Source organism: Enterobacter cloacae complex sp. P43RS (assembly GCF_014930585.1).
Classification (GTDB): domain Bacteria; phylum Pseudomonadota; class Gammaproteobacteria; order Enterobacterales; family Enterobacteriaceae; genus Enterobacter; species Enterobacter bugandensis.
On sequence record NZ_JADBRJ010000001.1, the window covers coordinates 461,631 to 482,168 of the forward strand.

Annotated in this window: 22 protein-coding genes and 2 pseudogenes; 15 read left to right on the forward strand and 9 right to left on the reverse strand. The window is 53.5% G+C overall.

Annotated features, from left to right (window positions below):
- The first annotated feature begins 6 nt into the window (after positions 1 to 6).
- Positions 7 to 921: a bestrophin family protein gene (locus IM294_RS02190; protein WP_045260518.1), complete on the forward strand. Its 915-nt coding sequence runs from the start codon at positions 7 to 9 to the stop codon at positions 919 to 921.
- Here the strand turns inward: IM294_RS02190 and IM294_RS02195 are convergent.
- Positions 909 to 1,457: a GNAT family N-acetyltransferase gene (locus IM294_RS02195; protein ID WP_028013154.1), complete on the reverse strand. Its 549-nt coding sequence runs from the start codon at positions 1,455 to 1,457 to the stop codon at positions 909 to 911. The two genes, IM294_RS02190 and IM294_RS02195, sit on opposite strands and share 13 nt — an antisense overlap.
- A gap of 144 nt (positions 1,458 to 1,601) precedes the next feature.
- On the opposite strand from IM294_RS02195, the gene IM294_RS02200 reads away from it, so the two are divergent.
- From IM294_RS02200 to IM294_RS02225, 6 genes and pseudogenes are all read left to right on the forward strand, one after another.
- Complete coding sequence (locus IM294_RS02200; protein WP_048958818.1) at positions 1,602 to 2,072, forward strand: GNAT family N-acetyltransferase; 471 nt, start codon at positions 1,602 to 1,604, stop codon at positions 2,070 to 2,072.
- Between the two features lie 12 nt (positions 2,073 to 2,084).
- On the forward strand, positions 2,085 to 2,525 hold the full coding sequence (locus IM294_RS02205) for a GNAT family N-acetyltransferase (protein WP_041909975.1): 441 nt from the start codon (positions 2,085 to 2,087) through the stop codon (positions 2,523 to 2,525).
- 145 nt (positions 2,526 to 2,670) lie between these two features.
- Positions 2,671 to 3,666, forward strand: coding sequence for an alpha/beta fold hydrolase (locus tag IM294_RS02210; RefSeq protein WP_048958215.1), 996 nt, complete (start codon positions 2,671 to 2,673; stop codon positions 3,664 to 3,666).
- A gap of 44 nt (positions 3,667 to 3,710) precedes the next feature.
- Positions 3,711 to 4,451, forward strand: coding sequence for a response regulator (locus tag IM294_RS02215; RefSeq protein WP_028013158.1), 741 nt, complete (start codon positions 3,711 to 3,713; stop codon positions 4,449 to 4,451).
- Positions 4,448 to 5,746 (forward strand): ATP-binding protein, encoded by a 1,299-nt coding sequence (locus tag IM294_RS02220; protein ID WP_126818068.1) that lies wholly within the window; start codon positions 4,448 to 4,450, stop codon positions 5,744 to 5,746. Before IM294_RS02215 ends, IM294_RS02220 begins: the two co-directional genes overlap by 4 nt.
- A 136-nt stretch (positions 5,747 to 5,882) precedes the next feature.
- Positions 5,883 to 7,073: pseudogene (locus tag IM294_RS02225) on the forward strand (cytochrome c biogenesis protein/redoxin).
- Positions 7,074 to 7,079: 6 nt separating this feature from the next.
- Here the strand turns inward: IM294_RS02225 and tam are convergent.
- A complete protein-coding gene (tam, locus tag IM294_RS02230) occupies positions 7,080 to 7,838 on the reverse strand; it encodes a trans-aconitate 2-methyltransferase (protein WP_041909967.1) in 759 nt (252 codons plus the stop codon).
- Between the two features lie 83 nt (positions 7,839 to 7,921).
- On the reverse strand, positions 7,922 to 8,506 hold the full coding sequence (locus IM294_RS02235) for an NUDIX domain-containing protein (protein ID WP_126818070.1): 585 nt from the start codon (positions 8,504 to 8,506) through the stop codon (positions 7,922 to 7,924).
- An 86-nt stretch (positions 8,507 to 8,592) separates the two neighbouring features.
- Between IM294_RS02235 and IM294_RS02240 the strand changes: the two genes are divergently transcribed.
- Positions 8,593 to 9,348: a DeoR/GlpR family DNA-binding transcription regulator gene (locus tag IM294_RS02240; protein WP_126818071.1), complete on the forward strand. Its 756-nt coding sequence runs from the start codon at positions 8,593 to 8,595 to the stop codon at positions 9,346 to 9,348.
- A 57-nt stretch (positions 9,349 to 9,405) separates the two neighbouring features.
- Here IM294_RS02240 and IM294_RS02245 read toward each other — a convergent pair whose 3' ends face one another.
- Together IM294_RS02245 and IM294_RS02250 are read right to left on the reverse strand one after the other, a co-directional pair.
- On the reverse strand, positions 9,406 to 9,777 hold the full coding sequence (locus tag IM294_RS02245; protein WP_028013164.1) for a VOC family protein: 372 nt from the start codon (positions 9,775 to 9,777) through the stop codon (positions 9,406 to 9,408).
- Between the two features lie 99 nt (positions 9,778 to 9,876).
- Positions 9,877 to 10,320, reverse strand: a complete 444-nt coding sequence (locus IM294_RS02250; RefSeq protein ID WP_048958800.1) for a PACE efflux transporter — start codon at positions 10,318 to 10,320, stop codon at positions 9,877 to 9,879.
- 382 nt (positions 10,321 to 10,702) lie between these two features.
- Here IM294_RS02250 and IM294_RS02255 point away from each other — a divergent pair, with 382 nt between their 5' ends.
- Positions 10,703 to 11,740, forward strand: coding sequence for an aldo/keto reductase (locus IM294_RS02255; protein WP_126818072.1), 1,038 nt, complete (start codon positions 10,703 to 10,705; stop codon positions 11,738 to 11,740).
- A gap of 141 nt (positions 11,741 to 11,881) precedes the next feature.
- Here IM294_RS02255 and IM294_RS02260 read toward each other — a convergent pair whose 3' ends face one another.
- Positions 11,882 to 13,063 carry an aldo/keto reductase gene (locus tag IM294_RS02260; protein WP_172616445.1) on the reverse strand — a complete coding sequence of 394 codons (1,182 nt, stop codon included), beginning with the start codon at positions 13,061 to 13,063 and terminating at the stop codon, positions 11,882 to 11,884.
- 46 nt (positions 13,064 to 13,109) lie between these two features.
- A complete protein-coding gene (locus IM294_RS02265) occupies positions 13,110 to 14,096 on the reverse strand; it encodes an aldo/keto reductase (RefSeq protein ID WP_047368559.1) in 987 nt (328 codons plus the stop codon).
- 212 nt (positions 14,097 to 14,308) lie between these two features.
- Here IM294_RS02265 and IM294_RS02270 point away from each other — a divergent pair, with 212 nt between their 5' ends.
- On the forward strand, positions 14,309 to 15,217 hold the full coding sequence (locus tag IM294_RS02270; RefSeq protein WP_126818166.1) for a LysR family transcriptional regulator: 909 nt from the start codon (positions 14,309 to 14,311) through the stop codon (positions 15,215 to 15,217).
- Positions 15,218 to 15,253: 36 nt separating this feature from the next.
- Here IM294_RS02270 and IM294_RS02275 read toward each other — a convergent pair whose 3' ends face one another.
- Entirely contained in the window at positions 15,254 to 16,153 is a 900-nt protein-coding gene (locus IM294_RS02275; protein WP_126818074.1) for a LysR family transcriptional regulator, read from the reverse strand.
- A 204-nt stretch (positions 16,154 to 16,357) separates the two neighbouring features.
- Positions 16,358 to 17,461, reverse strand: coding sequence for an alkene reductase (locus tag IM294_RS02280; RefSeq protein WP_126818075.1), 1,104 nt, complete (start codon positions 17,459 to 17,461; stop codon positions 16,358 to 16,360).
- A 97-nt stretch (positions 17,462 to 17,558) separates the two neighbouring features.
- Here IM294_RS02280 and IM294_RS02285 point away from each other — a divergent pair, with 97 nt between their 5' ends.
- The 5 genes and pseudogenes from IM294_RS02285 (at position 17,559) to IM294_RS02305 (ending at position 20,537) form a co-directional block, all read left to right on the forward strand.
- Positions 17,559 to 17,942 carry a helix-turn-helix domain-containing protein gene (locus IM294_RS02285; RefSeq protein ID WP_072032014.1) on the forward strand — a complete coding sequence of 128 codons (384 nt, stop codon included), beginning with the start codon at positions 17,559 to 17,561 and terminating at the stop codon, positions 17,940 to 17,942.
- Between the two features lie 184 nt (positions 17,943 to 18,126).
- Positions 18,127 to 18,435 (forward strand): hypothetical protein, encoded by a 309-nt coding sequence (locus IM294_RS02290; RefSeq protein ID WP_014831950.1) that lies wholly within the window; start codon positions 18,127 to 18,129, stop codon positions 18,433 to 18,435.
- A gap of 8 nt (positions 18,436 to 18,443) precedes the next feature.
- Positions 18,444 to 18,708, forward strand: a pseudogene (locus IM294_RS02295) (hypothetical protein).
- Between the two features lie 257 nt (positions 18,709 to 18,965).
- A complete protein-coding gene (locus IM294_RS02300; protein WP_227015491.1) occupies positions 18,966 to 19,814 on the forward strand; it encodes an amidohydrolase family protein in 849 nt (282 codons plus the stop codon).
- Between the two features lie 150 nt (positions 19,815 to 19,964).
- Positions 19,965 to 20,537, forward strand: a complete 573-nt coding sequence (locus IM294_RS02305) for an NAD(P)H-dependent oxidoreductase (protein ID WP_126818076.1) — start codon at positions 19,965 to 19,967, stop codon at positions 20,535 to 20,537.
- The last annotated feature ends 1 nt before the right edge of the window (position 20,538 follow it).

Genomic DNA, 20,538 nt, shown 5'->3' on the forward strand with positions numbered 1-20,538 from the left:
CTCACTATGATTGTTCGTCCTAAACAGCACTGGCTACAACTGATTTTTGTCTGGCACGGTTCGGTACTTCCCAAAATCTATACCCGACTGCTGCTCAACTTCCTGCTTTCTATCGCCGTTATCCTGATGCTGCCGTGGTATACCTCGCTGGGCATCAAATTTACCGTGGCGCCATTTAGCATTCTCGGCGTGGCGATCGCAATCTTTCTTGGTTTCAGAAACAACGCCTGCTATTCACGCTACGTTGAAGCTCGCCAGCTGTGGGGGCAACTGATGATAGCGGCACGCTCGCTGTTTCGCGAGGTAAAAAACACCTTGCCGGACGATAAGCACCTGGGGGAATTTGTCCGCCTGCAGATCGCCTTTGCCAACTGTCTGCGCATGACCCTGCGCCGGGAAATGAACGCTGACCAGCTCTCTCGCTATCTTGCCCCGGACGTTTTAGCTCAGGTAATGGGCGCCAACTCGCCGGCGAACCGTATTTTGCTGGTCATGGGGGAGTGGCTGGCCGTGCGGCGGCGTAACGGGCAGCTTTCGGACATCCTGTTCCACAGCCTGAACAACCGCCTGAACGATATGTCCATCGTCCTTTCCGGCTGTGAACGGATTGCGACAACGCCAGTGCCGTTTGCCTATACGCTGATTTTGCACCGCACGGTGTATCTGTTCTGCATCATGCTGCCGTTCGCGCTGGTTGTGGATCTGCACTACATGACGCCGTTTGTCTCGGCGCTGATCTCATACACCTTTATCTCGCTGGACACCCTGGCGGAAGAGCTGGAAGACCCGTTTGGCACAGAAGATAACGACCTTCCGCTGGACGCCATCTGCAACATGATGGAACGCGATCTGCTACAGATGAACGATGAAGAGAACATTCCGGAAAGGCTGATGCCGGATAAGTACTATCAGCTGACCTGATGGGCGTTCCACTCGTCGCGGGTGATCTCCCACAGTTCGGAGTCCAATATCCCGCTGACGTAGGCTTTCTTTTCCGTTCTGATGAGCCGCATGCCGCTGCTGTCTGAAATACGACGGGAGCGGCTGTTCGCGGCGGCCTTCGGCGCCCGCAAAACGGGTTTGTTGAGCGTATTAAACCAGTAATCCGTCGCGGCAATGCTGGCCTCACGCATATATCCCTGTCCCTGAAACTCCGGCGCCAGCCAGAATCCGCGGTTATTATCGTCAACATCGTACAGACAGATAATCCCCATCAACGCATCCGGCACCTCACGACGGCGGATGCTCCAGATCCAGGCTATCCCTTTTGCCATATCCGGCAGCGCGACGTTATTCACATAGTTTTCCGCGCCATTATCCGGGTAGGGCCAGGGCACGGAAGAGACCAAATAGCGGACGATCTCCCAGCGCGGATACAGCTTTTGAATCTGAACCGCATCTTCGGCGACCAGCGGTTTCAGCAGAAGACGTTCTGTCGTGAGGGTCGGTATTGTCATCTGCGGATCTCCTTATTTAAGCGTTATGTTTTTGTTTGCGTTCTGGTATTTTCATCTCTATCACATTCTGGTGAGGCGTGCTGTGGTTATTCACTACCAAAACTGGGCAACGTCTCTTTCATGGCGAAATATCGAAGAGGTGATATGACGTTACGAACTGCTCATCCACAGGAAGCCGAAATACTCTGGAATATACGCAATCAGGCGATTCGTCACGGCTGCAAAACCAGCTACGACGCTGACGTGATTGCACGCTGGACGCCGGATCTTATGCCCGAGCATTACCGTCAAATGGTCATTGATTACCCTTTTTACGTGGTGGAAGACGAGAAGGGCGTCATTGCGGCTACCGGCTATCTGGATCTTGATACCCATTGTCTGGAGGCCATATTCACCTTGCCTTCAGCCACCGGAAAAGGCATGGCGACCAGAATTATCGAGGCGCTTACACACGAGGCGCGCAGCCGGGGGATAACCCGCCTGAGGCTGGATGCAACGCCTAACGCCCACTCCTTTTATCAGAAGCTGGGGTTTGTGACGCTGCGCGAAAACTATCATCACTCGCGTATGGCGGGGGCTGATTTACGCTGTTTTGAAATGGCAATCGACTTGTAATGTGAGGAACGCATGGCTGTCACGGTAAGACCTCTACGCGAAGACGACTATCCCCAGTGGCGACCGCTGTGGGATGGCTATACCCATTTTTATGATTGCTACCTCGAGGAGTCCGTTACCGCATCGACATGGGAAAGGGCGCTCTCAACGCATTCACCGATGTTCTGCCGCGTGGTAGAGAAAGACGCAAAGGTCATCGGTTTCGCAATGTGTGTTCTGCACGAAGGAACCTGGTCAACCGCGCCCATCTGCTACCTGGAAGATCTGTTTGTTGATGCAGCCGAGCGCGGCGCGGGAGCGGGTAAGGCGCTTATTGATGCCTTGATAGCGGAAGGCAAGCGCGAAGGGTGGTCAAAGCTCTACTGGGTTACCCGGGAGAACAATCCGGCACGTAAACTCTACGATCGATACGGTGACGCTGACGATTACGTCCGCTATCGTCTCTCCCTTTAAGGCAACAGCGCCTGTGTTTGTATCACACTGTATCCGTGTTCCAGATACATACACAGGCTTGCAATAAACGCGTTTCCGCACATATCCGCTATACATTGAACTGTTGTTATATCTCCGTGAATTGTACTCAACCGGAGATACCAACATGTTCAGCAAACTCGCTTATTCAACGCTTGCTCTCACCGTTTCCCTTGGCACCGTCATGTCATGTCAGGCCGAAGTCACCGGCACTAACTTAGCGGCGGCTTTCGATCGTCCACAGCAAATTAACGCCGGCGATCTTAACGTCGGGTATGTCGACATTGGTCCTAAAGACGGCCAACCGGTCATTCTGTTACACGGCTGGCCCTACGATATTCACAGCTACGCTGAAGTCGCGCCTGCGCTGGCGGCAAAAGGCTATCGCGTGATTGTGCCTTCTCTGCGCGGCTACGGTACTACGCGCTTCCTGTCGGCAAAAACGCCGCGCAACGGCCAGCCTTCCGCGATGGCGAAAGATATCGTGAACCTGATGGACGCCCTGAATATCAAGCAGGCGGTGTTTGCAGGCTATGACTGGGGTGCCCGTACGGCCGATATCGTTGCGGCGCTGTGGCCAGAGCGCGTTAAGTCGCTCGTTTCGGTAAGCGGTTATCTCATCAGCAGCCAGCAGATTGGTAAACAGCCGTTGCCGCCAAAAGCGGAGCAGCAGTGGTGGTATCAGTTCTATTTCGCCACCGAGCGCGGCGCTGAAGGCTATGCCAAAAACACGCATGACTTCGCTCGTTTGATCTGGTCTCAGGCCTCACCTGACTGGAAATTTAGCGACGCTGTCTTTAACGCCAGCGCCAAATCCCTTGATAACCCGGATCACGTTGCGGTAACGCTCAGCAACTATCGCTGGCGCTTAGGGCTGGAAAAAGGCGAGCGCAAATACGACGCCTACGAGCAAAAACTGGCCACGCTGCCGAATATCACCGTTCCGACGATCACCATCGAAGGCGGAAACAATGGGGCGCCGCATCCGGCACCGCAGGCCTACGCGGGTAAATTCACCGGTAAGTATGAACACCGTACCTTCGGCGCAACCGTGGGGCACAATCCGCCTCAGGAAGATCCGCAGGATTTCGTCAAGGCAGTTGTTGACGCTGACAAACTCTGAAATGTGCTATTTTCAGTACGTTACCCTTCGGTCTGGAGATTTCGGTGGAGCATATTGATCATATCCTTGTCGTCGATGACGACAGGGATATTCGTGAACTGATTATCGACTATCTCGTTAAGTCCGGTTATCGCGCCTCCGGCGCGGCAAACGGCAAAGAGATGCGCGTCGTGCTGGACAAGCAGCATATCGACCTGGTGGTGCTGGACGTTATGATGCCCGGCGACGACGGGCTTACGCTGTGTCGGCAATTACGCGTCGGGAAATATAAAGATCTGCCCATCCTGATGCTGACGGCGCGCAACGAGGAGACGGACAGGATCCTGGGTCTGGAAATGGGAGCCGACGATTACGTCGTAAAGCCTTTCGTCGCGCGAGAATTGCTGGCGCGTATCAAAGCGATTTTACGCCGTTTTCGCACGATGCCGCCCAATTTACAGGTGACGGAAGCAGGGCGGCTGGTGACGTTCGGCGAATGGCAGCTCGATACCGTTGCCCGCCACCTGATCGACCCGGAAGGGGTGATTGTGGCGCTCAGCGGGGCGGAGTATCGCCTGCTGCGCGTTTTCCTTGACCACCCGCAGCGGGTGCTGACCCGCGATCAGCTGCTCAACCTGACGCAGGGGCGTGACGCCGAGCTGTTTGAACGATCAATCGACCTGCTGGTTAGCCGGGTCCGCCAGCGTCTGAATGAAGATGCCCGCACGCCCGCGTATATCAAAACCGTGCGCAGCGAGGGCTATGTGTTTACCATGCCGGTCACCATCAAAGAGGCTAACGAATGACGCTCTGGCCTCGCTCGCTGCTGGCCCGCTTGCTGATCGTCGTGCTGCCCGGCCTGTTGCTCGCCAATGCCCTGAGCCTGACGCTGGTCATGATAGAGCGAATGCACAGCGCCCGAACGGTGATGCTCGGTAATCTGGAATACGATGTCGCGACCAGCGTGGCTATTTTAGACCGCTTACCCGCCAGCGAGCGCGCGGCCTGGTTGCCGCGCCTTGAACGGGGTAACTATCGCTATATTCTGGGGCCGGGAGAGCCCGGGAACGCGCCGACAGACAAGCGTTCCCGGGACGCCATCCGAACCTTAAAAGCGACGCTTGCGGAACAGTACCCGCTAAGCTTCACCGCCGTTCCCGGCGCCATTTCTCATATCCAGGCGCATCTCACGTTACATGATGGCGCGCCGCTGACCATTGACCTGATCCCACGGATGCCGCCGGTCGCCAGCTGGCTGCCCGTTGTTCTTATTCTGCAGCTGCTCGTGCTGGCTGCCTGCTCCTGGATCGCCGTACGCCAGGTGATACGGCCTTTTTCACAGTTTACCCGCGCGGTAGACTCCCTGGACCCGGCCGCCAACACGCCAATGACGGAAAAGGGGCCGGTCGAGGTGCAGCGGGCAGCACATGCCTTCAACGCGATGCAGGCGCGCATTCAGTCCTATCTCAGGGAGCGGGCGCAGATCCTGGCATCCATATCGCACGATCTCCAGACGCCCATTACCCGCATGAAGCTTCGTGTTGAAATGGCGGATCAGCCTGACCTGCGCGACAAGCTCTTAAACGACCTTGATAACATGTCGCGTCTGGTGCGGGAGGGTATTGCGTATGCCCGGTCATCAGAATCACTGGAAGAGACCTCGCTGAAGCTGGAGCTGAACGCCTGGATAAACAGCATCGCCTGCGATTATCAGGACATCGGTAAAAACGTGCAGTTTCAGGCAGGCGAAAACCGTTTGCCCATCGTCACGCGTCCACAGGCGCTGCGCCGGGTGATGACCAACCTGCTGGATAACGCCCTGAAATTTGGCGACTACGCCACCATTAGCATTGATGACTCGGCCGCCGGAGAGGTGGTGATTCACATCATGGACGGCGGGCCTGGGATACCGGATGCCGAGCTGGAGGCGGTATTACAGCCGTTTTATCGGGTAGAAACATCACGCAACCGCGACACCGGCGGGACAGGACTCGGCCTGGCGATCGCAGCGCAGCTCACCGCTCAGCTGGACGGAAAGCTAAAGCTGGAGAACCTCGCAGAAGGCGGGCTGGACGTTTCGATTACTCTCCCGCGCCTTTAATTGTACGGTTCTGTATCTCCCTGCGTGGCCGATACAGAGCCAGACAAAAACCCACGCTTTTACACATATCCTGAACACATCCGCACGATGAAATAGCCTCACTGCAGCGTCGCAGGACTTGTATTGTGAGGTGTCTATGTTTCTGATAATTGCTTTCCTGGGCGGGATGATAAGCCTGCTCAGTCCATGTACGCTCCCGGTAATTCCTCTCCTGTTCGCCGGTTTTCAGGGGCAGCGGCGACATATTCTGGCGCTGCTCGCGGGGATGATCGTCATGTTCACCCTGGTGGCGATGGTCGTCACCGTCGCCAGCGAGTGGATAGCAGAGGCAACTATCGTCGGGCGCTGGATCGCGCTTATCGTCCTGGCCACGGCCGCGCTGGCCTTAATTTTTCCGGCCTTTGCCCAGCGTATCGCCGGGCCGGCAGTCAGCGCGGGAAATGTCCTCAACACCCGAAGCGGGCAAACGCGTGGTATGGCATCGGCTTTTCTGGCCGGGCTTGCCGTCGGACTGCTCTGGTCTCCCTGCGCGGGACCGATTCTGGGCGCCATTTTCAGCATCAATATTGCCGGACACTCGGCCATTGCCACAGGAGCCTTGCTGGCCGCCTATGGTAGCGGCTGCGCGCTGATGCTGGGCCTGCTCGTTTTCGGAGGCCGCACGCTGATGGCGCCGCTGAGAGCAAGATCGGCGCTGATGGAAAAGTTACGTCAGGGGGCAGGCGTGGTGATGTTAGCGGCCGTCGTCTTTAACGCAACGGGGATTACGTCTGTTCTGCAAGGCGCAAACGGCGTCGCGGATCGTCTTGAAACCGCGCTGCTGAATCTGGCAAAGCCCGCCGCGCAACCAGCGAAGCTTCAACCGGTCGTCATGACCGAGCCCAGCAGCCAGCTGCCTTCATTAAGCGGTGGAACAGGGTGGGTAAATGGTGACCCTGTCACGTCTGAATCACTGCGCGGGAAGGTGGTACTGATCGATTTCTGGACCTGGGACTGCATTAACTGCCAGCATACGCTTCCGCACGTGCGCGACTGGGCAACAAAATATCAGTCTCAGGGCCTGGTCGTCATAGGGGTACACACGCCTGAATACCCCTGGGAGAAACCGATCGCCTCGGTGAAAAACGCGGTAAAAAAATGGCAACTGCCGTACCGGGTTGTGACGGACAACAACTATCAGATCTGGAACGCTTTCGGCAACCAGTACTAGCCCGCGCACTACTATTTCGATGCTAAAGGTCAGCTACGCTATACCTCGTTTGGCGAAGGGAATTATGAGCAGCAGGAAAACGTTATCCAGCAGTTGCTCAAAGAGGCCCGTTCATAGCGCCGTTCAGGGCTGACGCTGGGCAACCATAAACAGTCGAGGAAAAGCCAGCAGTATCTGCCCGTTTTCCTGGAGCGGATACTGCTCTTCCAGCAGTTCATGGTAGCGTTTCAGGAAACGTTGCTGCTCGCTCTCGTTCAGTTCCTGGAGCCACGGGCGTAAACCGGTCGCGCTGACCCAGTCAATAATGGCCTGGTGCGAACTCATTTTATGGAAATAGGTTGTCCGCCAGATATCCACATCGCAGCCGGCCTCCGACAGGATATCGTAATAGGCATGCACGCCAGGCAGCGGCTCGCGGCCACGGTCCGGGTAGCCTTGCTCCAGCGCCACTTCACGCATCGCCACATGCGTGGGCTCAAGCCAGTTGTCCGGCATCTGGATCGCCAGCACGCCATTGAGCGTGAGCAGTGACGCCAGATGCGGCAGGAGATCGTAATGGTCAGGTATCCACTGTAGGGATGCGTTCGCATAGATGAGGTTCAACGGCTGGCCTGGCCTGAACTGGCGGATATCGGCCTCAACGAACTGACAGTCGGGCAGTGCGCTGCGCGCCTCTTCCAGCATAGCCGGTGAGTTATCGACGCCGACAATCTGCGCTTTTGGCCAGCGATGCTGCAACAGCGCGGTGCTGTTTCCCGGCCCGCAGCCCAAATCGGCAATGGTGGCAACGTCACTCAGGGGAATTCTGGCAAGCAGCTCGGCGGCAGGGCGCGTTCGTTCAGCGCCGTATTGCAGATAAAGCGAAGGATTCCAGTCGGCCATCTTTAGATCTCCGTTTTGCGTGTTTCAGCAAGGATAGCACAGGCCGACACCTGCACCGGGACAGGCGTCGGACGAGCGGCAGGTTACAGAATGCCTTTCAGTGCAATATGGTAGAGCAGCATGATGGTTTTTCCGTCGACGATTTTGCCCGTATCAATTCCCCGCAATGCCTCTTCAAAGGGTATTTCCAGCACGTCGATATCTTCTCCCTCCGCTTTGATACCGCCGCCTGCGCTGGTTTTGTCCTTCGGCTGATACTCGGCAAGATAGAAATAGAGTTTCTCCGTGACGGAGCCTGGGCTCATGTAGGCTTCAAAGATTTTCTGCACGCTCGACACGTTAAACCCGGTCTCTTCTTCCGCCTCTGCTCTAATGCGGCTTTCCGGATCCATGTTATCAAGCAGGCCGGCCGCCGCCTCAATCAGATTGTCCTCATGGCCATTAATAAAGACCGGGAAGCGGAACTGGCGGGTCAGAATCACCGTTTTTTGGTCACAGTTGTAGAGCAGGATCGTGGCGCCGTTCCCCCGGTCATAAACTTCACGCGTTTGCCGCTGCCATTCGCCATCGCGTCTTTGCAGGTCAAAGGTATATTTTTTAAGTAAGTACCAGTTATCGGACAGGGTTTCACTGTCAATGATGCGCACATCTGCACGTTTTGATTGCACGTTTCGTCCTCCTTACGTAGAGTAACTATCAATACCAGCACTATCGTGCATTTTCAAGATTAAACATGCAACATCAGGAATACATCATGCTCACCAGTCAGCGAAAACAGTTGATCCTTGAAAAGCTCGGTGCCGAAGGTCAAGTCCAGTCAAAAGCACTTAGCGTTCTCTTCGACGTCTCTGAAGACACCATCCGACGCGATTTGCGCGAGCTGGCGGCAGAAGGGCGTTTACAGCGGGTTCACGGCGGCGCGCTGCCGTCGTCCTCCGCTACTGTGCCTTTCGCGGAACGACAGTCCGTTAAAATGGATGCCAAAAGAAAGGTGGCGCAGAAGGGGGCGCAGCTGATTTCTTCGGGCCAGGTGGTGATCGTTGACGGTGGAACGACCACTTCAGAATTGCTCGCCTTTTTACCGCAAGACCTGCGTATTACCGTGGTGACGCACAGTCCGAGCATTGCCCTGGGGCTTGTTAATCATCCTTCCATCGAGGTGATTCTGATCGGCGGCCGTTTGTATAAACACTCGATTGTCGCCGTCGGCGCGGCGGCCATCGAAGGAATCGAAAACATTCATGCGGATCTGTTCTTTATGGGCGTGACCGGTATCCATCCGGAAGCAGGGCTGACGACCGGAGATTTCGAAGAGGCGTGCATCAAACGTGCATTTTCCGGCAGAGCCGCCGAGACGGTTGTCCTGGCGTCGCCGGAAAAAATAAATACGGCGTCATCATTTGTTATTGGCGATGTGGCGCTGGCGAATACGATTGTCGTCGAAGGCGATACCGACCGCGGCTGGGTCAATGCGGTATCGGAAAAAGGGGTATCGGTCGTATTGGCCTGAGCGTGAGCCAGCCAGAAAACTGGCTGGCGCGGGTACTCGCAAGCGGGTGAAATTAAGTTATCTTTCTTCGGGGGCATGGCATACCGCTTCGATATTATGACCATCAGGCGCAATGACAAATGCGGCATAGTAATTTTTACCGTAGGAGCGCAATCCCGGTGCGCCATTGTCGCGTCCGCCTGCGCGCAGCGCGGCATGGTAAAAGTCATCAACCTGCTGGCGTGTCGTGGCCACAAAGGCCAGATGAAGCGGAGCGGGTTTATCATTCGACTGAAAAAGGCAAAGAGAAACATCGCCGGAACTCATTTCGACGCCATAGTCAGGAGAGCCTTCATCGACGAGTTCGACACCGAGCGGTTGAAGCGACATGAGGAAGAAGGTTTTACTTTTCTCATAATCGCTGACGCCGAATTTTACATGATCAAACATAATGGACTCCTCAAAAGTGATGGTGAAATGAGAAGTATAGAAAGAGAGTGGAGTCCAATACGATCAAGGGGTTGTGAATGTGACCGATATCAATACTCGCTACACAGCAGACCGTTTACTCCCTACGAATGTCCAACGCAGATAATCATAGAGCCAGTTAAAAAGCATCGTGTATGGCAGGAAAAACAGTACAAGGCCAATCTCAACAAAAAATGCCTCCGCGATCGTTAAATTCAGCATGAACATGGCCACAGGGATTAAGGAGATGATAAGGCCAGTTTCAAACCCAACTGCATGGATGGCGCGAACGAGAAACGTTCGTTGAAACTGATGTTTTTTCTGCAGGGCGTCAAAGAGCTTATTGAAGAAAAAATTCCAGACCGTTGCGGTAAGTGCAGATATCACCGACAACGAACCCGACTGGAGTACCGAAACGTTCATCAGCCACGCAAGAGACAGAGCGATGATAACGTTGGCCGTCACTTCAAAAATGACAGCGTGGAAAATCCTTTCTTTGAAGCTTTTATTGAGTTCGATTTCCATAAGTCTACAGCAGCGGTGGTCAAAGCCAGGAGTATATCAAACGTCTTTTAACATTGGATAAACGTAGAGGTTGGGATTTCACAAGCTATCAATGAACCGGGGCAATCACGACCGTAGAAAGGCAGATTTTGACTGGCATTACGTTGGTGCGCATAATGTATATTATGTTAAATAAGAATATTGCCGTGCCTCAGGAGGTATCCCTCCTCAGTCTTGAGGATTCACCGTTGGCCACGCAGTTTGAATGTAAAACCCACTGACGATTACGCCCATCTGTGAAAAAAACTCACAACACCATTCGATGGCGCATGCTGGTTCCCTTCATGTCAGTGCAATACCCTTTCACATACAGAATTGCTGGCAATAAAAGAAGGAACACAGAATGAAGTATGTGAATCTGGGTCGTAGCGGTTTGCAAGTCTCCCGTCTTTGTCTCGGTTGTATGAGCTATGGTGAACCTGAACGCTTGCCTCAACCCTGGTCCCTGGATGAAAAGGCGTCACGTCCGCTCATTCGTCAGGCGCTTGAAGCGGGCATTAATTTTTTTGATACCGCGAATATCTACTCGGGCGGAAGTTCTGAAGAGATCACTGGAAAAGCGCTGAGAGAAATGGCCAGACGCGATGAGATCGTTGTGGCGACAAAGACCTTCTTTCCGTGGCGCAACTCACCCAATACCGGGTTTCTTTCCCGCAAGGCCATTTTTCAGTCTATTGACGATAGCCTGATGCGCTTAGGCATGGATTACGTGGATCTCTTTCAGATTCACCGCTTTGACCACTCCACGCCTGTTGAAGAGACCATGGAGGCTCTGCATGACCTCGTTAAATCAGGAAAAGTACGTTACATCGGCGCATCATCTATGGAAGCCTGGCGCTTTGCAAAAATGCAGCATACGGCAGAGCGTAACGGCTGGAGCCGATTTATTACGATGCAACCGCAATACAACCTGCTTTACCGGGAAGAAGAGCGCGAGATGCTGCCCCTGTGTGAAGACCAGGGCGTTGGTGTGATCCCCTGGAGTCCGATGGCACGCGGCAGGCTCACGCGCGACTGGAGTGTCACGTCCCGACGAACGCAAAACGATGCCTTTGCGTTAAAAATGTATGAGAACGCAGCCCTTCTGGATAAGCCCGTTATAGATGTTGTTGCCAGCATTGCTGAAAAGCACGATGTGCCAAGAGCCCATGTTGCAATTGCCTGGTTGCTATCAAAAACGGTCATCACAGCACCGATCATCGGCGCGACGAAACCAGAACATCTTTCCACGGCTATCAGCGCGCTGGACTTTTCACTTAGCGATGCCGAAATCATGGAACTCGAGGCACGCTATCTGCCGCACCCCGTCGACGGGATCATTCCCCCGCTTCCGGATATGCCACCTTCACTCACGCCGCCTTCAGCAATACAGGACTGTTAATGCCCTACCCTGGCCCGGCGTTGGTTCGGGCCCGCTGTTGGTGACAATGAACAACTCGTGATGTCAGGGTCGGATCACCAGACTGGGAGACTTTACCTACAGTCTCCCTGTGACAGTAAGTATAAAGGTGGCCATCACCGTTTAACTTTTATCAAACTGACTTTCGGTAAACGGATCTGCGCGACCGCCCTGCAATGGGATCCTGGCAAGCGCTGCATCGATTTCGCGTAACTCGCTGTCCGTCAACCGGACTTGCGGTGCACCGCTATTTTCTATCAGGTGCGGATATTGCGTCGTACCCGGGATGGGGACTATCCATGGCCGCTGAGCCATCACCCAGGCCAGCGCGAACTGAACCGGAGTGGTGTTTTTGCGGCGGGCCCACGACTGCGCGAATTCAAGCAGTACCATGTTTTTGGCCAGGGCATCGGGCTGGAAGCGTGGCAGGTTATGCCGCCGATCTGTGCTGTCGAACCGCTGGCTTGGATTGACTGCCCCGGCAAGGAAACTCCGGGCGGTCGGGCAGTAAGGTACAAAGCCGATACCCAGCTCTTCGAGCGTTGGAAATATCCGCGTCTCCGGTTCACGCCACCACATGGCATACTCACTCTGTACTGCAGTCACAGGGAGTACCGCATGTGCGCGGCGGATTGTCCTGGCACTCGCTTCCGACAATCCCCAGTGTTTCACTTTACCCTCCTGGATCAACGCCTTCACGGTTTCCGCCACATCCTCAATCGGCACATTCGGATCGGGGCGATGCTGATAAAGAAGATCGATATGGTCCGTTTTCAGACGCTTCAGCGAGCCCTCTACGGCACGGCGAATATGGTCAGGATGGCTGTTAAGGGAGGTTGGCTTCCCCTCCTCCACGCCGAAACCGAACTTAGTGGCAATCACCACACGATCTCGAACGGGGGCCAGTGCTTCCCCGACAAATTCTTCACTGAGATGGGGGCCATACACCTCGGCAGTATCAAAGAACGTGATGCCTTGTTCGAAGGCGGCCCGGATGAGCGAAACCATGGCTTTACGATCGCGCGGACCACCGCCGTAATACCCCACCATAGGCAGACACCCGAGTCCCATACTTGAAACCTCCAGCGAGCCGAGTTTACGCGTGGTTAAGGTCTCCTTCTGGACGGGAACAGCACCCGAAAGGGCGCTCGACGTGTCCTGACCAGCCGGTTTAGCCATCACGGCTCCGCTCCTGCCAAGGGTGGTAGCGGCCAACGCCAGACCGGCGCCGGCGATCAGAAAATTGCGACGATCCCGGGAAGCGGGTACGGAAGCAGAATGCTGGTCATGCATCATCTTGCTCATAAACTGGAACTCCCTATAGCGAAGAAAGGATTCATTAATTTGGTCATTACCAGGCATAAGCCTGGGGCGCTTCTCCCCCGGGGCCGGGCCAGATTTCGTCGAGACAGCTCATGGTGTCGTCTGATAGCGTGATTGTCGTTGCGTGAAGCGCCTGCTGGAGTTGTTCGACCGTACGAGGCCCGATAAGTGGAGCAGTAACCACAGGATTCTGCAGGAGCCAGGCAAGCGCCACATCGGAAGGGGTTTCGCCGAGGTCCTCACATAATCCTTCGTAGGCTTCCAGCTGCGGACGATACTGTTCGATTAGACGGGAAAACGCGGGCCTTGCACGGCGCCCGCTTGCCATCTTTTTCAGTACGCCGCCAAGCAACCCTCCGGCAAGTGGACTCCAGGGAATCAGTCCCAGGCCAAAATGACGGCATGCGGGAATGACCTCCAGCTCAACGGTTCGGGCAGTCAGATTGTAGAGACTTTGCTCAGCAACCAGGCCCAGGGAATGACGAGCCGTGGCAACTGACTGCGCAGTCGCAATGTCCCAGCCTGCGAAATTGCTGCTACCGATATAAAGCACTTTTCCCTGCTGAACAAGGAGCTCCATGGCCTGCCAGACCTCTTCCCATGGTGTATAACGATCGATGTGATGCATCTGATAGACGTCAATATGGTCGGTCTTAAGCCGTCGCAAACTGTCCTCGCAGGCCTTGCGAATATGGTAAGCAGAAAGACGGCGATCGTTCGGACCCGGTCCCATAGGCTGATAGGCTTTCGTCGCCAGAACGATACGGTCACGGCGGCCACCCTGCTGGAGCCAGCGACCAATAATCTCTTCAGACAGCCCCGAACCTTGCTGGATATCGGGTGATTGCTCGGTGCCATACACGTCTGCTGTATCAATGAAATTGATACCCGCCTCAAGCGCTTCATCCAGGATGCGGGCGCTGGTTTTCTCGTCGGTGACGTCACCAAAATTCATGGTTCCGAGACAAAGGCGGCTGACTTTCAGGCCGGTGCGGCCAAGATGCGTATAGTTCATACACGGCTCCGTTAGGTGAATGTTCCGCCCTGACCGACGGCCAGAACGCATAATTTTCAAGAATAACGAAGCACAATGTGTTCAGTGAGAGGCGATGAGTGGATGGACTTGTGAAAAAAATTCAGCAACGGATTAGCCCTGGTCGGTCTATGGTGTATATCATTTCCGTATCAACGCATTCGGGCCTTAACGCACAAGGAAAACGATTCTGTATGCAAATAAACAGAGCTGATGTCGCCGATCTCATTTATTTCATGGCTATTGCACGTCATCGCAGTTTCAGCCGTGCGGCGATTGAATTAGGTGTCAGTGCATCAGCGCTTAGTCATGCCCTGAAGGGACTGGAAACCCGGCTCGGGGTTCGCCTGCTTAATCGCACGACCAAGAGCGTTACCCCTACGGCTGCAGGTGAAGAACTGGTTCAGTCTGTCCTTCAGCCTTTCGACAAGATAGAAGGCGCGCTTGAATCGCTTAACCGGTATCGTAATACGCCTACCGGGCGTATCCGCATCAATGCAGCCGTTGAAGCGGCCAATCTTTTGCTTGCACCGGTTATGCCCGCGTTTATGGATCGCTATCCCGATATTGAAATCGATATTGTGGCCAGCAACCGTATGGTTGACGTCACTGATGCGGGCTTCGATGCCGGTATCCGCTATGGTGGCACCGTCCCGGAAGACATGGTTGCCCGGCGTTTATCTGCCGATATTCGCTGGGTTATCGCCGCATCCCCCGACTACCTTGAACGTTACGGAACGCCTGAACATCCGGATGATTTGTTACACCATCGCTGTATAAGCAATCGTCTCGGCGACGATCGGATCTATCGCTGGGAACTTGAGCGAGATGGCGAAACGTACCAAATCACTGTGCCTGGCTCAGTGACGGTCAACCAGGCTGAAACGGGTCTTGTGGCCGTATTAGGCGGGGCCGGCCTGATGTATTTTCCGGAGCCTCTTGTTGCACCCTATGTGAAGGATGGACGGCTCCGCCTGGTGCTTACGGAATGGTCCCCGCTGGAGGAAGGTTTTTATATCTATTATTCGAGCCGCCGGCAACTGCCGACCGGGCTTCGCCTTCTGATTGAGTTCATACAGGAGGCCAGGCCGCTGGGGTTGTGAAATAGCGCTTCCATACGGGACGATGCGTTATCGTCTTTATCGCCCCGTAGCGGATATCAGAAAATCAATCAGGGCCTTCACTCTTTTCGTTTTGCCCGCGTTTTTGGGATAATAGAGATACACTGGCGGGTAGGTTTTCCAGTAGCTCTCCATCACGGGTATAAAGCCCTCCCTGTCCGGCTGTAACTGCCAGATGGGTTCAAACAAACGTCCAATTCCCAGGCCGTTACGGATCCCGTCTGCCATAACGTCAATATCGTTGCTGATTAACTGTCCGGGCATCGCAACCGTCAACTGTTCTCCGCGATCGTTCAGAATCAACGGAAGGATGCGGTTGTTAGTAATAAAACGGTAGCCAATCAGCTTGTGTTGACTGAGATCTGACGGCACCTCAGGCGTTCCATGCTCGCGGAGATAGGCTGAGGATGCATATAACCCTTCACGAAAGGGTTTCATTAACGGCCGTGCTACCACCCCACCCTCGAGGATATCGCCAAAACGGATCCCAAGATCAAAACGCTCTTCGATAACATTCACGGTACCGTCGTAAACCGAAATTTCCAGCTGTATACCCGGATATTGCTGACAGAATTTCGCCATTGCAGGCTTAAGAATTAACAGATAGGCAAAACGCGAGAGCGTGATTCGCACGATACCAGAGGGCTCCTGATTCTGGTCGCGAATGCTTTCAAGCGAATTTTCCAGCGACTCCACCGCCGCAGCGGTCTGTTCCAGCAACAGTTGCCCGGTTTCCGTCAGCTCAATACGGCGGGTCGTACGCACAAAAAGCGGATGGCCAATATGATCTTCCAGCAGCTTAAGCGCATTGCTGACGGAGGGAGGCGTAATTTCCAGTTTTCTTGCGGCTGCCGAAATATTGCCCTCACGTGCAATGCTCTGAAAGATCCGTATCTGGTTATACAGGGCGTTATTCATAATGTGTTCCTTAAGCAATCACTGCTTAATTGTTAACTACAGCCTAAAGATGCTTAAGTCAATAATATCCCTTTAGTTCGTTTTTACTGATGCTGCGATCCACTGTTAACCACGTATTTTGAAATACACCTGTACTCATTCAGATGACATTCACGGCACAGAATGGATGCCAATAGGCGTAAGACATTAAGGTATTGATATTTTTTAACTATTGTTTAGTGCGGGATAGTCAGTGTAGCCCACCGCATCGTTCTGTCCCGGCGCATAGAAGGTTGCAGGGTCCGGAACGTTGAGATCGCTGCCGCACGCAAATCTTGCGGGTAAATCGGGATTGGCAATAAATGGAACACCATAGGCGATGAGATCGGCCTCACCCTTGTTAATTGCATCCTCACCGGTCTGAGCATCATATCCACCATTCAGAATAAAAGTTCGCGAGAAACACTGACGAAGATAAGGTGCAATCCGCTGTGAACCTGCGACCGGAGCATCGGGCCCGGCAATACCTTCTGTTACGTGAAGGTAGGCGATGCCAATAGCGTCGAGTTGAGTCGCTAAATAACTGAACGTTTCAACCGGCGAAGAATCAGACATACCATGTAGCGACATGTTTGGACCAACCCTGAAACCAACGCGATCGGCGCCGAGCACTTCGCTCACTGCACTGACGACCTCCAGAGGAAAACGTGCACGGTTTATAATAGTCCCACCATAATGATCTTCTCGTTTGTTAGAACCGTCACGAAGGAACTGGTCAAGGAGATATCCTGAACTACCATGTATTTCTACTCCATCGAAACCGGCTTCAGAGGCTTTTTCAGCACCCTGACGAAACTGTGAGACGACATCGGCGATTTCACTTGTTAAAAGCGCGCGAGGGACAGGAGTTTGTGCTAGTCCATTAGACGTAAAAACGTCTGCCTCTGCATTAATTGCAGATGGGGCAACCGGAAGGACACCATCATGGAACTCAGGATGCGAAACGCGTCCGACATGCCACAGTTGCGCAAAAATAATTCCCCCCGCTTCATGAACTGCATCTGTTACGCGACGCCATCCCTCAACCTGAGCGAGGGAATATATTCCCGGTGTTCTTATATATCCGGTACCTTGACGGCTAACCTGCGTAGCTTCAGATATTATCAACCCTGCCTGCGCCCGCTGCGCATAGTAAACAGGAGCCAGAGGGTTAGGTACATTACCGGTAACGGCCCGACTGCGGGTCATTGGGGCCATTACCATTCTATTTTTTAGTGTCAATTCCCCGATGTTATATGGGGATAAAAGCGTAAGGGGTGCATTTTTCAAGGAGCAGTACCTTTATTCTCAGTAAGAAACGAGTCGTTTTGTTTTGTAACCAGGGCTATATTACATACCGTTATTTTACCCGCAAGAAGGCACATTCATGATACCGTCAGATAAACGGACAGCACCCACCTGCAATATTTTCACCCGCGAATTGCTCAGTCGGATTGGTGATAAGTGGAGTATCTTAATCATTGCTCATCTTGCCGAGGGACCTTTGCGGTTTAATATACTCAGACGTACCATCGGTCAGGTCTCTCAGAGAATGCTGACGTTAACACTGAGAAGTCTTGAACGAGACGGGTTAGTATCGCGGACGGTATTCCCTTCGATCCCGCCACGTGTTGAATATGAGCTAACTCCACTTGGACGGACATTAATGGGGCCAGTTATGACACTTATAGACTGGTCCTTGATTCATCAGGGCGAGGTTGAAAAGGCACGTTCTGAATATGAAAGCCAGCCCGAGTTTTCGACTGATTAAGCCAGACTATTCATATACAGATGCAGGAACAGACATGTCTGGCATAGATTTACCCTGTCGCACTCCTCACCTGATTATTAAGTACAGACTAAATATGCTTAAGCCAATGGCCACCTAATCTTCTCAAAATGGCGCTCATATACTCTTCTCTCTTTCCCTTTAAACCTGAGAACAAGAGACACTTATGCGAATTTTATGTCTGGATATCCCCGCACCTGGAGCATCGCTGGAAAAGTATGCTCCACACCTTAACGCTGAAGCACTGCACGCCTGGGGATTGTATAAATCCGGCTTCATCCGCGACATCTACTTCCGTCAGGACAGACCTGGCGTCGCTATTTTTCTTGAATGTGACTCTGTCGATGAAGCGATGAACGTAATGGCCGAATTCCCGCTGGCAAAAGCAGGCTTATTAAGCTTTGAGTGCATTCCGCTTGGCTCCTTTATTAACTGGGAAAATCTCTTTGCCGCTGAATTTAAAAATAAAGAGTGAGGCCCGATATGAAACCTGCAGATAAACCCGTGCTGTGTGTCGTTTCCAGCCATCCGATTAAAGGCGCATCCGGTGTACCAACCGGTTTTTTCCTGGCTGAGCTGACGCATCCGCTGAAAGTACTGGAAGATGCCGGACTAAAAGCTTCATCATGAAGCCCCGAACTGGTCTGAAAATGTGGTTACTGACGGTCGCCTTATCACGGGGCAGAATCCCGCTTCAGCGCACGGTGTCGGTGTGGCGCTGTTAAATGCCCTCCGCCAGCCAACTTAATTCATTCATCTGTCTTTCATCATTACTCACCCTCTTTGGCCGGTTTACGTCAGCAACGTTCCGGCCTTTTTTCAGGAGCTGAATATGAAAACTCTTCCTCCAGTCGCGCTCGGCACATGGTCCTGGAGCAAGGCGCGCTCAGTGGTCGTTATGATTCAAATCATCCCATGCCTGCCGGGAGTGGCCGGGCCGAAAGTTATAACGCAGTACTGCCGCAGATAGAAAAGAATGCGCTGATAAACGCGAAAGGCGCTGATTTGGGAAGCCGCCGCCTCAGGGATATGGATGAAGCTGGAATTACCCTTCAGATCCTCTCTGTGGGCGGATTTCCCCAGCTGGCACCCGGGGATGAAGTAGTAACATTAAATACGGCGGCAAACGACCGCCTTGCCGGGGCGGTAAGAAATCACCCGGATCGCTTCGCGGCATTTGCCACACTTCCCTGGGCACAGCCAGAAGAGGCTGAAAAAGAGCTTGTCCGCGCAGTTGAAAAACTGGGGTTTAAGGGGGCACTTCTGAATGGCCGACCCTCTTCATGCTTTCTCGATCATCCTGACTATGACTCCCTGCTTTCCCGCTTTAATAAACTGAATGTGCCACTCTATCTTCATCCCGGATTACCGGTTAAAAGCGTGCAACAGGCCTACTTCACGGGCTTCAGCGCAGAGGTCAACGCCCGGCTCTCTATGTTTGGCTGGGGCTGGCATCACGAAGCCGGGATCCATTTGTTACGGCTGATGTTATCGGGCGCATTTGATAAATATCCCCACCTGCAGGTAATCAGTGGCCACTGGGGGGAGATGCTGCCCTTCTGGCTGCAGCGTCTTGATGACAGCCTTCCGCTGGCTGCAACGGGTCTGTCACGCACGCTAACGAGAACCTTCCAGGAACACGTTTACGTTACCCCGTCAGGTATGCTGACACTGCCGCACTTCCAGTTTATCTACGCGTTAATGGGGGCAGACAGGATCCTGTTCTCCGTTGATTACCCCTATCAGACCCTGGACGGTGTAAAAACATTTATCGACAGTCTGCCCGTCAACAAGGCTGAAAAAGAGGCCATCGCGTTTCGCAATGCGGAACGTTTACTGGGCATCATGGCGTAGTTCACGGGTTCATGATGACCGGGCACAATGAGAACAGTCGACCATTATTAGTTTTTGTCTAAAAGTGAATGAGCCTTTACTGCTCTAAAAAAAATAATGGTGTCACTCTATACTGGACTAAAAATTCACCAGCCTCTTTAACGTATTGAAATGAAAAATATCCTTGTTATTTCAGGTCATCCTGAGCTGAACCATTCCGTCGCCAACGCCACTATCCTTGATGAAGTGGCGACCGCCCTTCCCGATGCTGAAATTCGTCGTCTGGACTGGCTCTATCCGGACGGCAAATTCAATATCGCGGCGGAGCAGGAAAGTCTGCTCAGGGCCGATGTGATTGTCTGGCAGTTTCCTTTTTCCTGGTATGGGCTGCCCGGGTTAATGAAACAATGGCTGGACGAGGTCTTTGTCCACGGCTTCGCGCATGGCTCAACGGCGAAACTGGGCGTTAAAAAGCTGCTCCTCTCCTTCACTACAGGGGCGCCACAGGCGCTCTATACCGCTGACGGTTTCTTTGGCCATGCCATTGAAGAGTATCTTATTCCGTTCGAGACCACGGCAAGACTGTGCAATCTTGAGCTGCTGGCGCCGGTTTATACCTGCGGTATCAGCTATGCCGACCGGGATGTCGACAAAATCGCGCAGCAAAAAACGCTTGCCCGGGAACACGCTTCAAGGCTTGTCGATCTGCTCAATTCCGTCGTGAATAATCCAGAGGGAGAATAAC

Coding starts and splice junctions, on each gene's coding strand:
- IM294_RS02190 (WP_045260518.1), top strand. CDS start 7: ATGATTGTTCGTCCTAAACAGCACTGGCTACAACTGATTTTTGTCTGG.
- IM294_RS02195 (WP_028013154.1), bottom strand. CDS start 1,457: ATGACAATACCGACCCTCACGACAGAACGTCTTCTGCTGAAACCGCTG.
- IM294_RS02200 (WP_048958818.1), top strand. CDS start 1,602: ATGACGTTACGAACTGCTCATCCACAGGAAGCCGAAATACTCTGGAAT.
- IM294_RS02205 (WP_041909975.1), top strand. CDS start 2,085: ATGGCTGTCACGGTAAGACCTCTACGCGAAGACGACTATCCCCAGTGG.
- IM294_RS02210 (WP_048958215.1), top strand. CDS start 2,671: ATGTTCAGCAAACTCGCTTATTCAACGCTTGCTCTCACCGTTTCCCTT.
- IM294_RS02220 (WP_126818068.1), top strand. CDS start 4,448: ATGACGCTCTGGCCTCGCTCGCTGCTGGCCCGCTTGCTGATCGTCGTG.
- tam (WP_041909967.1), bottom strand. CDS start 7,838: ATGGCCGACTGGAATCCTTCGCTTTATCTGCAATACGGCGCTGAACGA.
- IM294_RS02240 (WP_126818071.1), top strand. CDS start 8,593: ATGCTCACCAGTCAGCGAAAACAGTTGATCCTTGAAAAGCTCGGTGCC.
- IM294_RS02245 (WP_028013164.1), bottom strand. CDS start 9,777: ATGTTTGATCATGTAAAATTCGGCGTCAGCGATTATGAGAAAAGTAAA.
- IM294_RS02250 (WP_048958800.1), bottom strand. CDS start 10,320: ATGGAAATCGAACTCAATAAAAGCTTCAAAGAAAGGATTTTCCACGCT.
- IM294_RS02255 (WP_126818072.1), top strand. CDS start 10,703: ATGAAGTATGTGAATCTGGGTCGTAGCGGTTTGCAAGTCTCCCGTCTT.
- IM294_RS02260 (WP_172616445.1), bottom strand. CDS start 13,063: ATGAGCAAGATGATGCATGACCAGCATTCTGCTTCCGTACCCGCTTCC.
- IM294_RS02265 (WP_047368559.1), bottom strand. CDS start 14,096: ATGAACTATACGCATCTTGGCCGCACCGGCCTGAAAGTCAGCCGCCTT.
- IM294_RS02270 (WP_126818166.1), top strand. CDS start 14,309: ATGCAAATAAACAGAGCTGATGTCGCCGATCTCATTTATTTCATGGCT.
- IM294_RS02275 (WP_126818074.1), bottom strand. CDS start 16,153: ATGAATAACGCCCTGTATAACCAGATACGGATCTTTCAGAGCATTGCA.
- IM294_RS02285 (WP_072032014.1), top strand. CDS start 17,559: ATGATACCGTCAGATAAACGGACAGCACCCACCTGCAATATTTTCACC.
- IM294_RS02290 (WP_014831950.1), top strand. CDS start 18,127: ATGCGAATTTTATGTCTGGATATCCCCGCACCTGGAGCATCGCTGGAA.
- IM294_RS02305 (WP_126818076.1), top strand. CDS start 19,965: ATGAAAAATATCCTTGTTATTTCAGGTCATCCTGAGCTGAACCATTCC.